This window comes from Sorangium sp. So ce887, from assembly GCF_051521455.1.
Classification (GTDB): domain Bacteria; phylum Myxococcota_A; class Polyangia; order Polyangiales; family Polyangiaceae; genus Sorangium.
The window spans coordinates 484,518-497,574 of record NZ_CP150354.1 but is presented as its reverse complement, the minus strand read 5'-3'; the positions used below and the strand labels follow the sequence as shown (position 1 = coordinate 497,574).

General features: G+C 74.3%; 8 protein-coding genes. All 8 read left to right on the top strand.

The annotated features are described in order from the left end of the window. The first annotated feature begins 209 nt into the window (after positions 1-209). Positions 210-1,931 (top strand): Eco57I restriction-modification methylase domain-containing protein, encoded by a 1,722-nt coding sequence (locus WMF36_RS01950; protein WP_437577856.1) that lies wholly within the window; start codon positions 210-212, stop codon positions 1,929-1,931. Positions 1,932-2,005: 74 nt separating this feature from the next. After that, positions 2,006-4,282 carry a DUF4139 domain-containing protein gene (locus tag WMF36_RS01945; protein ID WP_437577855.1) on the top strand — a complete coding sequence of 759 codons (2,277 nt, stop codon included), beginning with the start codon at positions 2,006-2,008 and terminating at the stop codon, positions 4,280-4,282. Positions 4,283-4,301: 19 nt separating this feature from the next. Further along, entirely contained in the window at positions 4,302-6,044 is a 1,743-nt protein-coding gene (locus tag WMF36_RS01940) for a DUF4139 domain-containing protein (RefSeq protein ID WP_437577854.1), read from the top strand. Positions 6,045-6,157: 113 nt separating this feature from the next. Then, positions 6,158-6,514 (top strand): cupin domain-containing protein, encoded by a 357-nt coding sequence (locus WMF36_RS01935; protein WP_437577853.1) that lies wholly within the window; start codon positions 6,158-6,160, stop codon positions 6,512-6,514. A 17-nt stretch (positions 6,515-6,531) separates the two neighbouring features. After that, a complete protein-coding gene (locus WMF36_RS01930) occupies positions 6,532-7,494 on the top strand; it encodes a phosphatase PAP2 family protein (RefSeq protein WP_437577852.1) in 963 nt (320 codons plus the stop codon). A 2-nt stretch (positions 7,495-7,496) separates the two neighbouring features. Next, a complete protein-coding gene (locus WMF36_RS01925; RefSeq protein WP_437577851.1) occupies positions 7,497-8,390 on the top strand; it encodes a hypothetical protein in 894 nt (297 codons plus the stop codon). Positions 8,391-8,428: 38 nt separating this feature from the next. After that, complete coding sequence (locus WMF36_RS01920; RefSeq protein ID WP_437577850.1) at positions 8,429-9,142, top strand: thioredoxin family protein; 714 nt, start codon at positions 8,429-8,431, stop codon at positions 9,140-9,142. 549 nt (positions 9,143-9,691) lie between these two features. Continuing rightward, positions 9,692-13,018: a protein kinase domain-containing protein gene (locus WMF36_RS01915; protein ID WP_437577849.1), complete on the top strand. Its 3,327-nt coding sequence runs from the start codon at positions 9,692-9,694 to the stop codon at positions 13,016-13,018. The last annotated feature ends 39 nt before the right edge of the window (positions 13,019-13,057 follow it).

The window sequence follows — 13,057 nt, the reverse complement described above, 5'->3', positions numbered from 1 at the left end:
GCCCGTGAAACGCGAGCCGCCTCTCGCCCGATCGCGGAGAAACGCCCTCGCGGCCGCGCGCCGGCGGGGCGGAGGCCCGATGCGAGGCAGGCGGCCGCGGCCCGAGGCGCCGCGCTGCTGACGGCGACCGCGGCGAGCGCGGCAGCGGAGCATCGCGCGTCGCGCGTCGCCGAAACGCGCCGATCGCGGCTAGCATCCCCGCGGCGCCCATGCAGACAGCCCTCGATCTGACGGTCATGCTCCCGCAGAGCGCCTACGACTACGGCGAGCGCTCGTCGGGCGAGGCCCACGGCGTGGTGCTGACCAAGCCCCACGTCGTGCATCTCATTCTCGACCTCGCGGGCTACACGGCGGACCGGGATCTCGCGTCGCTGTCGCTGCTCGAGCCGGCCTGCGGCCACGGCGCCTTCCTCGTCCCCGCCGCCGAGCGGCTGATCCAGTCGGCGCGCCGACACGACCGCGATCTCCTGCAGATCGAGTCCGCCATCCGGTCGTACGACATCGCGCGAGATCACGTCGACCGCTCCCGCCTCGCCGTCGCCGGCGCGCTCGCGCGGCTCGGGCTGCCCCCCGGCGACGCGCGACGCCTCTCGGAGGCCTGGATCGCCCACGGCGACTTCCTGCTCACCAGCCAGGGGCGCCGCTTCGACGCGGTGGTCGGCAACCCACCCTACATCCGGATCGAGCAGCTCTCGCCCGAGCTGCAGGAGGAGTATCGCGACCGGTACAGGTCGCTCTACGACCGCGCCGATCTCTACGTCGCGTTCATCGAGCGCGGCCTCGACCTCCTCGCGCCCGGCGGGGTCCTCTCCTTCATCTGCGCCGACCGGTGGACCCTCAACCGGTACGGCGCCCCGCTCCGCCGGATGCTCTCGAGGTGGTTCCGGGTGCGGTGCTATATCGATCTGCACAGCGCCTCCCCGTTCGAGTCCGACGTCGTCGCCTATCCGTCGATATTCGCCGTGTCGCCCGGCAAGACGGGGAGCGTCCCTGTCGCGACGCTCCGCACCGCCTCTCCGGAGGAGTGCGAGGCCGCGTCCGCCGCTCTTCGACGCGCAGAGGGGCGCGCGGAGGGGGGCGCGCCGGAGCGCGGCGCCGCCGTCGCCGTGTCGGAGTACCCCTCCTGGTTCGAGGGGGACGACCCGTGGGTGCTCAGCTCACCGGAGCACCTCGATGCCCTGCGCGCCCTCGAGGCGCGGTTCGCGCCGATCGAGGAGGTGGGCGGGACCCGCGTCGGCATCGGCGTCGCCACCGGAAGCGACAGGATCTACATCGTCGGCGGCGGCGACGATGTCGATATCGAGCGCGACCGCCTCGTGCCCCTCGTCATGCGAGGCGATATCGAGGACGGCCGCATCCGGGACGCCGGGCGGTTCGTCATCAACACCTTCGGGGACGACGGCAAGGTGGTCAATCTCGAGCAGTACCCGAAGCTCGCCGGATACCTGCGCGCCCACGAGGCCGACGTCAGGAAGCGCTACATCGCCGGGAGGAACGCCGCGAGCTGGTTCCGCACCATCGATCGCGTATATCCAGAGCTCGCCTCCATCCCGAAGCTCCTCATCCCCGACATCGCAGGATCCAACGAGGTGGTCTACGAGGAGGGCAGGTTCCACCCGCACCACAACCTCTACTTCATCACGTCGGAGGGCTGGGACATGGAGGCGCTCGGCGGGCTGCTCAGCTCCAGGGTCGCCCTCTTCTTCGTGTGGTCCTACGCGGTCAAGATGCGCGGCGGCTACCTGCGCTTCCAGGCCCAGTACCTGCGGCGCATCCGCCTGCCCCCGCCGGAGAGCGTCGCCGAGGCGCTGATCAGCGATCTACGGAGCTCCTTCCGGCAGCGCGACTTCCACCGTCTCGACGCGCTCGCGCTGCGCGCCTATGGCATCGACGCGCTCCCGGGGTTCAGCTTCGTCGACACGAGGCGATAGCGCGCTATCAGGCGTCGGGCGCGGCGTGATAGCTTCGCGCTCCCACACAGCGTTCGCGGGCGAGGGACGAACGGATGACGGCGGAGAAGATCGGGTGCGCTAGCCGTATCGAGGCGGTCGTCGTGTACGCGCGCGGGGCGATCGTCACCCGACGCGTCGAGCTCGCGGAGCCGCTCCCTCGCGGAGCGATCGAGATCGCGGTGCCGGGGATCACGCCGCTGGCCGAGCCGGGGAGCTTCCGCGCGCTCGTGGCGGCGGCGGGCGCCTCGCCGGACGCGGCGGCCGCGCCGCGCGAGGTCGTCGGCGTGCGGGCGCGGCTCGTCGTGCCCCCGGCGCCCGTCTCGCGGAGCGCGCTCTCGGCGCAGCTCCGCGAGCTCGAGCTCGCGATCGAGCGCCTGTCGGCCGAGCACGACCACCTCCGCCGCTGGCGCGACCAGCTCGCGGCCGTCGCGCTCGATCCAGAGCTCGCGCGGCGCTTCCGGCCCGGCGACCCGGCGGCCCGCATCCGCGACGCGCTCGCGGTGAGCGGGCTGCTCTCGGACGAGCTCGCCGCCCTCGACGCCCGCACCGCGGCGCTCGAGGCGGAGCTCGATCGCGCCCGCAAGGAGCTCCTCTCGGCGCAGCTCGACGCCGCCCAGGCGACCCGCGGCGAGGTCGAGGAGCGCGCCCCGGCGCGCCTCGACGTGGTCGTGCGGCTCGCGCCCGCGCGCGGCGGGGCAGGCGGCGAGCCGGCGCTCCGGCTCGAGTACGCCGTCGGCGCCGCGCGGTGGTGGCCCGCCTACGCGGCGCGGTTCTCGCGCGGCGCGACGGAGGTCGCCCTGCAGCTCGACGCCCTCGTCGCGCAGGCCTCCGGCGAGGACTGGCAGAACGTGCGCCTCGCGCTCGCCACCGCCGATCTCGTGCAGGACACGCGGCTGCCGGAGCTCGCCTCGCTGCGGCTGAGCCGCGCGCAGCGCCCCCCGCGCCGCGGCTACCGCCCGGCGCCGGAGGGGCTCGACGCCCTGTTCGAGGGGTTCGACCGCTTCGTCGCCGCCCTCCCCCAGCCCGCCGCGGGAGCCACGGCCGCCCCGGGTCAGCTCCCGCCCGCGTCCGACGAGAACGACGATGACGACGACGACGAGCCCACGCTGAGTCGGCCCGTGCCGAGCCAGACCAGACAGGAGATGCGGGAGGCGATGGACAGGATCGCACCCTCACCCGGCGGGGCCGCACCGCCGCCGGCGACGACGTGGCCGGAGCGCGGCTCGGCCCCCGAGCCGCCCCCGGTGCCGGCCGCTGCGCCGCTCTCCATGCCGTTCCCCGCGCCGGCGCGCAGCAAGTCGCGCGGGCTGTCGCTCCCCTCGTTCGGCGGCAGCTTCGGCGGTCCGCCCGCGCCGCAGGCGCTCCAGGCGAGCGCGCCCCAGGCGCCGAGCGCCGCCTTCGCCCGCATGGCGAGCGCCGAGCGCACGGCCGATCTGGCGGAGGATTCGCTCGGCCACGACGAGGAGCTCGAAGGCGCCGGCGCGGCCCCCGCGCCGCTCGATCCCGCGCAGGTCGAACGGTGGCTCGACTTCGACGCGCTGCAGCTCCCCGGGACGGGCCCGCAGCGCGGCCGGCTCGCGCACGACAAGCCGGGGCCCTCGAGGCGCGCCGCGCGCCGGGCGCAGATGGACATCGACCACCTCGGCGCCCCGCCCCGGGCCGTGGACCCGCGCGCGTCGCGCGGGCAATTCGATCACCTCTACGCCGGCGAAGGCGCCGCCGACGTGCCGTCGAACGGCAGGCGCCACCGCGTCGCGCTGAGCGCCGCACGCGCCCCGGCGGCGCCCCGGTTCGTGACCGTGCCGCGCGAGGCCGCCGAGGTCTACCGCGAGGCGCGCGTCGAGAACCCGTTCGACGCCCCGCTGCTCGCGGGGCCGGTCGAGATCTTCGTCGACGGCGCCCTCGCGGCGCAGTCCTCGCTCGGTCACGTCGACCGGGGCGGCCTCCTCCGCGCCGGCCTCGGCGTCGAGGAGCGGATCCGGGTCGCGAGGAACGCGCGCGTGGAGGAGTCGAGCGCCGGCCTGCTCGGCGGCTCGCTCGCCGTCGAGCACACGATCACCATCGATCTCTCCTCGTCGCTCGGCGTGGGCGTCGAGGTCGAGGTCCTCGACCGCATCCCCGTGACGGACGACAAGGACGTCGAGATCAAGCTGGTCTCGTCGCAGCCGAAGGCCGAGCCGTTCACCCAGGAGGAGCTCGGCGAGCCCGTGCGCGGCGGCCTGCGCTGGCGCGTCCCGATCGCGCCCGGCGGCAAGGCCTCGGTCGCCTTTACCTACCGCGTGGTGTTCTCCTCCAGGAACGAGGTCGTCGGCGGTAACCGTCGGGAATAACAGGGGAAACAGGCGCACCATGGCAACGGATGCAGACGGTTCGGACGGGGCGGAGCGGAGCGCCGGCGGAGGGGACGAAAGCGAGGTGACCGGCAGCGGAGCGAGCGCCGCCGAGGGCGCGCCCCACCCGAGCGCGGCGCGCGTGGTGACGCTGTTCGAGGATCGCGCCGAGGTCGTGCGCGCCGCGCGCGTCGATGTCGCGGCCGGGGCGCAGTGGATCGCGATCGGCGGCGTGTCGGTGTTCGTCGACGAGCGCACCGTGCAGGCGCGCGTCGCGGGCGCGGGCGCCGACGGCCAGGGCGCGGGCGCCGACGGCCAGGGCGCGGTCCGGGTGACGGCGGCGCGCGTGCGGTGGAGGGCGCACCGGGAGGCGGCGCTCGGGCGCGAGGCGATCGACGCGCTGGAGCGAGAGCAGCGCGAGGCGTCCCGCCGGGCCGGCGCCGCCGAGCGCGCGCGGGACCGGGCGTCGCGCCGCGAGGCGCACCTCGACCAGCTGGTCGCGAAGTGGGCGCACGCGATGAGCGAGGCCCCGAAGGACGCCGGCGAGCCCGCGCGCCTCGCCTCGTGGCGCGCCGGCGTCGAGGCCCTGCACGCGGCGCTCACCGAGGCCCTCGGCGCATCGGCCGACGCGCGCGCGGCGCGGGCGCACGCCGAGGACGACGCCCGGCGCGCCGCGGCGCGGCTGCGCGAGGGGTCGATCGAGCAGCCGCGCTACGAGGCGGTGATCGAGGTCGAGGTGCACGCGCCCGCGCCGCAGCCCATCGAGATCGAGCTGACGTACCGCGTCGCGTGCGCGATCTGGCGCCCCGAGCACCTGGCGCGGCTCTCGGCCCACGCCGCCGCCGGCGCGGGCGGCCCCGAGGCGCAGGGAGCAGGCGGCTCGGTCGAGCTCACCACGTGGGCCGCGGCGTGGCAGGCGACGGGCGAGGCCTGGGAGAACGTCACCGCGCGCTTCTCGACCGCGCGGCCGTCGCGGAGCGCCGAGGCGCCGCTCCTCGCGGACGATGTCCTCCGGGTGCGGCGAAGGGCGGAGGTCGACCGCCGCCGCGTCGTCGTCGAGGCGCGCGACCAGGCGATCGCCATGGCCGGGCTCGGCCGCGGGGCGCGGGCCGTCGACGAGATGCCGGGCGTGGACGACGGGGGCGAGCCGCTGATCTTCGAGGCGGCGGAGCCGGTGACCCTCCCCTCCGACGGCCGCCCGACGCGTATCGAGATCGCGCGGCGCTCGATTCCGGCCGAGCTCGCGCTCGTGCTGTACCCCGAGGCCCACCCCGCGGCGCACCTGCGCGCGACCGTGACGCTCGACGGCGGCGGCGCCGGCGGGAGGCCGCGCCCGCTGCTCGCGGGCCCGGTGAAGGTCGCGCGCGGCGGCAGCCTCATCGGCCGTGCCCGGCTCGACTTCGTCGGCGCCGGCGAGCCGTTCGAGCTCGGCTTCGGCGTGGACGACGCCGTGCGCGTGCGACGCACCGTCGACGAGGAGCAGGAGACCTCGGCGATCACCGGTAGCCGAAAGATCCGCCGGCGCGTGAAGCTCTCTGTTTCCAACCTCTCCAGCAGCGTGAAGCGGGTGCTCGTCACCGAGCGGATCCCTGTCAGCGAGGTGGCCGACGTCGAGGTCGCGCTCGGCGAGGCCGCCGGCTGGACCCTCGACGAGAAGGACGGCTTTCTCCGCGGCCGCATCGAGCTGCCGCCCAAGGGGCTGAGGACGATGTCGTTCAGCTACGAGCTCCGCGCCGCCTCGAGCGTGGTGTTGCCTTTTTGACATGCGACCGCCGCCGTCGCGATCCTCGCCGTGAAGCGCGTTGACAGGACGCCGTGCGCTTCTGTAACTGGTGGATTCTCCAGCAGCTTCACTCGCGGAGGAGGAGGATCGCCATGAGGCAGCAGATCGACGGGGCCGTGGTGCTGACCGCGGCCGACGAAGACGTCATGGAGTATTTGCCCAACCGAGGGGTCTTCCTGGCACAGCTGCTGGGAAGGGGGCTCGGACAGGGCTTCGGCTTCTACAAGGGCAAGATGGACCCCGGCTGTGAGATCTCGCGCGAGCTCCACACCGAGACCAGCGAGACCATCTACATCCTGGCCGGCAAGGCGCTCGGCATCGTCGGCGACCGCGAGGTGCCGCTCGGCCCCGGCCAGATGATGCACGTCGAGAAGAACGTGCACCATGGGCTGCGCAACGCGGGCGCCGGGCAGCTCGAGTTCCTCGTCATCGGCCACCCCGACTTCTGACTCGCGCGGTCCGCCCCGTGAGGTGCACCGCCGCCCTACGGCCCGCCTCCGGCGCGGCGGCGCTGCTCGGCGCGGCGGCGCTGCTCGGCGCGGCGGCGGCGCAGGCCGAGCCGGCCGCGGCGGCGCCCGGCGCGGCGGCGGCGCCCGGCGCGCAGGCCGCGGCGCCGCCGGAGCGCGCGCGGCGCGAGGTCGCGTGGGACCCGCGCTGGACGGGCTTCCGCGCGAGCGAGTACGTGGCCACGGGCCTCCTGGCCGCGACCGCCTTCGGGACGCTGGCCATCCCGCCGTCGGAGGGCCGGTGGACGACCGTGAACGGCTTCGACGGCTCGGCGCGCCACGCCCTGCGCATCCGGAGCGATCGCCAGCGCGAGATGGCGCGCGACGCGAGCGATCTCCTGCTCACGCTGATGACCAACCACCTCGCGGTGGACGCCCTGCTCGTCACCTGGTGGGGGCACGGGCGCGGCAGCGTCGCGTGGGAGATGGCGATGATCGACATCGAGGCGCTCGCGTTCAACGCGGCCCTGAACGGCGTCGTCGCGGGGCTCACGAGCCGCGAGCGCCCCTACCGCGCCGGGTGCACCGGACCGGAGGAGCAGCAGGACCGCGACTGCCGGGGGAGCAAGCGGTACCGGAGCTTCTTCAGCGGCCACAGCTCGACCGCGTTCACGGCGGCGGGGCTCGTGTGCTCGCACCACGCGCACCTGCCCCTGTACGGCGGCGGCGCGCCCGACGCGCTCGCGTGCGCCGCGTCGCTCGGGACGGCGGCCGCCGTGGCGACGCTGCGGGTCGTCTCGGACCAGCACTTCGCGACCGACGCGCTCACGGGCGCGACCGTCGGCGCCCTGACGGGCTTCGGGCTCCCGTGGCTCCTGCACTACCGCGGCGGCGCCCCGGCGGCGGACGCGCCGCGCGGGGACGGCGTCTCGATCCGCTTCGTGCCCGCGCCGCTCGGCGGAACCCTCGTGGGCAGGTTCTAGCGATGGCGCCGCGCCGCACGCTCGCCGCCGCCGCGGCGCTCGCCGCGCTCGCCCTCCCGCCCGCCGGGGCCCGCGCCCAGGACCCGGCCGACCTGCCGCCGCCCGCCGTCGATCCGCCGCCGATGCCCTCGGGGGTCGATCTCCTGCAGAAGCGCTCGTACTGGGCGCGGAGCGCGGGCGCGCGCCCGTTCGTCTCCGCGGTGATGGATCTCGGCGTCATCTATTACAGGCCGAGCCTCGCGGTCGGCTTCGGCAAGCCGCACTGGTCCTGGCTCGGGATCGAGGGCTACGCGAGCGTCTCGCCGAGCGGCGGCGCGGAGTACGTGGGCCTCCACGCGGCGCTGCCCGGCGTGGAGATCCGCGGCGGCGCGCGATACGCCTTCTCGACGAGCCAGTACTTCCTCGAGCCCCGGGCGTCGTACACGCGCAGGGACACCGAGCTCATGCTGGGCCCCCTGTCGCGCTACGTCGCCGGGGAGATCGAGGTGTCGGGCTCGATACCCCTGCTCGGAGGCAACCTGTTCGGCGTGGCGACCGGTTATGCGGTGCTGGGCGCGCCCGAGGGATTCACTCTCTACGAGGAATCGCTCCACACGGTGATGAAGCCGCCGTATCTCTACCGCGCGCGGCTCGGCTTCCTGGGGGAGATGGACCGGTACGGCGAGCTCCGGCTCGGCGCCGCGGCCGAGGTGCTCGGCAACCCCGGCCGCGGCAGCGTCATCGTGCGCATCGGCCCGGTGCTGGCCGTCTCGCTGACACACCACCTGGACGCAGTCGGGACGGTGATGGTGGTGGCGGCGACGCCCGATCAGCTCGGCTTGCTGGGCGCGGATCTCGGGCAGCTCGGCCTGCGGTACCGGTGGGCGACCGGCGATCGTTGGCCGGAGTTCCCCTGACGCATGCGCCCGTCGCGGGGCGTGGTAAGCGTCTCGGCATGACCAAGCTCATCCCCCTGACCTTCCTCGCCGCGGCGCTCGCGGCGTGCACCCAGCCCGGCGAGGCCAGCGCGCCCGCGGCGGCCGGCGCCGTTGCAGCGCAGCCCGCCAAGGCCGACGCCCCGAAGGCGAAGCCCGCCGAGGCGAACGCGGCCCAGGCGCCGGCGACGCAGGCGAAGAACGCGAAGATCGGCCAGCCCGCGCCCGATTTCACGCTGCCGGACCTCGACGGCAAGCCCGTCAAGCTGGCCGACTTCAAGGGCAAGACGGTCGTTCTCGAGTGGTTCAACCCCGGTTGCCCGTTCGTGCAGCTCTCGCACCGCAAGGGCGGTCTGAAGGACGCGCCGGCGCAGCAAGCCCAGAAGGGCGTCGTGTGGCTCGCCATCAACTCGGGCGCTCCGGGCAAGCAGGGCACCGCCAAGGACGAGAACGCGAAGGCAAAGCAGGAGTTCGGGATGAGCTATCCGCTCCTCATCGACGAGAAGGGCGATGTCGGGCGCGCGTACGGCGCCGAGCGCACGCCGCATATGTACATCATCGACCCGCAGGGCACGCTCGTCTACGCGGGCGCCATCGACAGCACGAAGGGCGGTGAGCCCGAGCCGGGCGAGCAGGTCACGAACTACGTCGATGCAGCGATCGCCGAGCTCGCCGCCGGCAAGCCGATCTCCACGAAAGAGACCGAGGCGTTCGGCTGCACCGTCAAGTATTGAGCGACCCGCCAGCGGGCCCATCCGCCGCATCGCAGCTTGACCCACCTCGGCGTCACGTCGCGCGCCCCACAAATAGCGCCACGGACGTTGTCTCCCCTCGTTGATCTCCTTCGTCGCTCGTAGGTCGACAGCGCACCCGCCACCTGCTCCCGCCGCGTAGGACATCACCGCACGGGCCGCATCGCACCCGCGCGCCCTCCTGGAAGATTCCACGGCACGGGGACACGGAACGTCCCGGGTGTTGACATGCGCGTAAACCCCGGTTTACCGTTGCACAACATTTCTGTAACAACATCGCTCGTAGCCCACGCCCCAGGCGAGACGCTCATTGGCAAGCGACCAGGCGGTTCGGGAAGATGGCGAGTCGAGGCCATCGCGCTGGGAGCTGCCGAGGCAGGTGCTGATGCGAAGGTTCATGTCGATGCGCGCGCCGGCGATGGGCTATGCAGAGCGCTGCCGTTCGGGCGCGGTCGCCGAGCCCCTCCTCGGACGGGCTCGGCGCGCCGAGCCCGGGGGCCTCCGCCTTCGATGTTGAAGAGGGTCCGATTCATGAGCCGGATGGGAAGAGCGGGCCCGGAGAGCACGAAGGTCGCGAGACCGACGGACGAGGAGCTCACGTCGAGGTCCGTCCCGCTCGCGCCCCAGAGCCAGCCGTCGCGCACCGCTCCGCCGGGGAGCTCGGGCGCCGGCCAGGACACGGTGTTCGAGTGCGTCGATCCGCCCTCCTCGCGCGTGCCGAGCCGGTTTCCCATCCGCGACTGGGACCGGTACGAGTGCGTGTCTCTCGTCGGCAAAGGGGGCATGGGAACGGTCTACAAGGCCAGGGACCCGCGGCTCCAGCGGTACGTGGCGCTCAAGCTGATCCGGGGCAACGACCCGGCTCTCGCCCAGCGCTTCATCTGGGAAGCGCAGGCCCAGGCCCGCGTCGAGCACCCGAACGTCTGCAAGGTGTACGAGGTCGGCGAGGCGCAGGGCCAGCCGTTCATCGCCATGCAGTACATCGACGGCCAGCCGCTCCACCGCGTGGCGCAGCAGATGTCGCTCGAGCAGCGGGTGAAGATCGTGGCCGACGTGGCGGACGGCCTCCACGCCGCCCACCGGCTCGGGCTGATCCACCGCGACATCAAGCCGGCGAACATCCTTGTCGAGCGGACGGCCGACGGCGCCTTCCGCCCCTACCTCCTCGATTTCGGGCTCGCGCGGGACACGGCCGTGGACGTCCGCGCGACCATGAGCGGCGAGGGGACGCCGGCGTACATGGCGCCCGAGCAGGTGTCCGGGGGCCAGCGCCAGCTCGACCGGCGCACGGACGTCTACTGCCTCGGCGCCACGCTCTACGAGATCCTCGCCGGGCGCCCGCCGTTCGTCGACCCGTCGGTGGCAAGCCTCGTCTTGCGGGTCGCGCACGAGCTGCCCGTGCCGGTGCGCCAGATCGACCGGGGGATCCCCCTCGATCTGGAGACCATCGTGATGAAGTGCCTCGAGAAGGAGCCTCAGCGGCGGTACGACTCCGCGAAGATGCTCGCCCTCGATCTCGGGCGCTACCTCGAGGGCGACCCGATCGACGCGCGGCCTCGGAGCCTCGTTTACCACGCCCTGAAGCGGGCGCGTAAGCACAAGCTCGCGGTCGCGACGGGCGCCGCGGCGCTGCTCGTGCTCGCGCTCTCGGGCGCCGTCGCCCTCCGCGCGAAGCTCGCCGCCGCGCGCCAGGCCGAGCTCTCGGCGCACGTGGCGTCCCTGGCCCAGGGCTTCGGCCAGGACATCAAGGAGATGGAGCTGTTCATGCGCTATGCGTACGCGCTCCCCCTCCACGAGGTATCGCGGGAAAAGGAGGTCATCCGCGCGCGCATGGGCGAGATCGACCGGAAGATGCAGGCCATGCGCGAGGCCGCGGGCGACCTCGTCGAGGGTCCGGGCCACTACGCGCTCGGGCGCGGGCACCTCGCGCTGCACGAGCCCGAGGAGGCGCTGGCGCACCTCGAGGCGGCGCTCGAGAGCGGGTATGCCGCGAAGGAGGCGAAGTTCGCGGCGGGCCTCGTGCACGGGATGCTCTACAGGAAGGGGCTCGACCGGGCGCGGCGCCTCGCCGACAAGGGGGAGCGGTCCGCGCACCAGCTCGAGCTGGAGGCGCGGCACAGGGCCCCGGCGCTCAAGTACCTGAGGGACAGCGTGAGATCGGCCGCGGCGCCGTCAGCGTACACCGCGGCGCTCATCGAGCTCTACGAGGGGCGGTTCGACGAGGCCCTCGCCGACGCGCGGCGCGCGTTCGCGCGATCGCCCTGGGAGTACGAGGCGAGGATGCTCGAGGGCGACATCCTGTTCGCGAAGGGGGCGGCGGCGCGCGACCTCGGGGAGCACGCGGCGGCGCTCGCCGAGTTCCGGAGCGCCGTCGTCTCGTACGAGGCCGCGGCGGAGATGGCCGAGAGCGATCCCGACGTCCACGAGGCGGCCGCCCGCGCCCTGAGCGAGATCATGCTGATCGAGTCGCAGCGCGGCGGGGACGCCGAGGAGATCTTCGCGCAGGTCATCGCCCGCTGCGACAGGGCGCTCCGCGCGAGCCCGCGCGCGAGCGGCGCCCACGCGAAGAGGGCCTGGGCCCTCGTGCACCGGGCCAGGCGCGATCTCGCGCGGGGCGCGGACCCGAAGCCGGACCTCGTGCAGGCGATCGCGTCCAGCGAGCAGGCGGTCGAGGGGGACCCGTCGGACGCGACCGCGCACGGCGCGATGGGGGCGAGCCTCTTCCTCCTCGCGTCCCACGAGAGCGCCCTCGGGCTCGACGTGTGGCCCTCGCTCGGGCGCGCGGTCGAGAGCATGCAGCGGTCGCTCGCGCTCGACCCGAGCTCCTTCTGGGCGTGGAACGACGCCGGCATCGCCTACGGCATGATGGCCGAGCACACAGCGTCCCGCGGCGCCGATCCCCTCCCCCTCTTCGCGCTCAGCGCGTCGCACACCGAGCGGGCGATCGAGATCGCCCCGAACGACGCGCCGCCGCTCCTCAGCCAGGGCTGGTTCTACGCGCAGCGGGCGCAGTACGAGCTCGACCACGGGACGCCGCCCGAGGAGTCGCTCGAGCTCGCCAAGGACAACCTCGAGGCGGCGCTCAGGCTGCGCCCGGACAGCCATCCATCGCACGGCGCCCTGGCCCTGACCTACCTGATCCAGGGCCGGCACGAGCGGCTCGCCGGCGGGAGCCCGGAGGTCTGGCTCGCGCGGTCGCTCGACGGCTACGGCGCGGCGCTGCGCCTCCGTCCGGAGGATCTCGAGGCGCAGCAGGGGGTGGGCCTCGCCCGCCTCGAGGCGGCGCGGTGGGCGCTCGACCGCGGCGAGGATCCGACCGCCTCGCTCCACGCGGCGAGGGGCGCGATCGATCGCGCCCTGGCCGCGAGGCCGCGCAACGCGGGGGCGCTCCTCGCGCTCGGGCACATCGACCTGCTCTCGGCGCGGTGGCTCGCGTCCCGGGGCAGGAGCCCTGCGCCGCCGCTCGACGCCGCGGAGCGCTCGCTGCTCCGCGCCCTCGAGGCGAACGAGCGAAACGCGAGGATCTTCGGCGCCCTGGCCGAGGTCCACCGGCTGCGCGCCGCCTCGCTCGGCCCCGGCCCCCTCGACGCGCGCGCGGAGGTCGAGGCCGGGCTCGCGCTGATCGATCGCGCGCTGGCGATCGATCCGGACCTCCCCGCGGCGAGCGCCGAGCAGGGCGCGCTGCTCCTGCTGAAGGCGAAGGCGGAGCCCGAGCCGGCGCCGCGCCGGGATCTGGCCCGGCACGCCGGGGCGCGGCTCGAGCGAGCGCTCCGCGACGCCCCCCTCCTCGCGCGCGAGTACGCGCGCTTCCTCGACGAGGCGCGGAAGGTCGCGGAGGCGGGCGGGGACCGGCCGTAGCGCCCGCGCTGCCGGGCAGCGCGTGCGCTACCGGCGTTG

Coding starts and splice junctions, on each gene's coding strand:
- WMF36_RS01950 (WP_437577856.1), top strand. CDS start 210: ATGCAGACAGCCCTCGATCTGACGGTCATGCTCCCGCAGAGCGCCTAC.
- WMF36_RS01945 (WP_437577855.1), top strand. CDS start 2,006: ATGACGGCGGAGAAGATCGGGTGCGCTAGCCGTATCGAGGCGGTCGTC.
- WMF36_RS01940 (WP_437577854.1), top strand. CDS start 4,302: ATGGCAACGGATGCAGACGGTTCGGACGGGGCGGAGCGGAGCGCCGGC.
- WMF36_RS01935 (WP_437577853.1), top strand. CDS start 6,158: ATGAGGCAGCAGATCGACGGGGCCGTGGTGCTGACCGCGGCCGACGAA.
- WMF36_RS01925 (WP_437577851.1), top strand. CDS start 7,497: ATGGCGCCGCGCCGCACGCTCGCCGCCGCCGCGGCGCTCGCCGCGCTC.
- WMF36_RS01920 (WP_437577850.1), top strand. CDS start 8,429: ATGACCAAGCTCATCCCCCTGACCTTCCTCGCCGCGGCGCTCGCGGCG.
- WMF36_RS01915 (WP_437577849.1), top strand. CDS start 9,692: ATGAGCCGGATGGGAAGAGCGGGCCCGGAGAGCACGAAGGTCGCGAGA.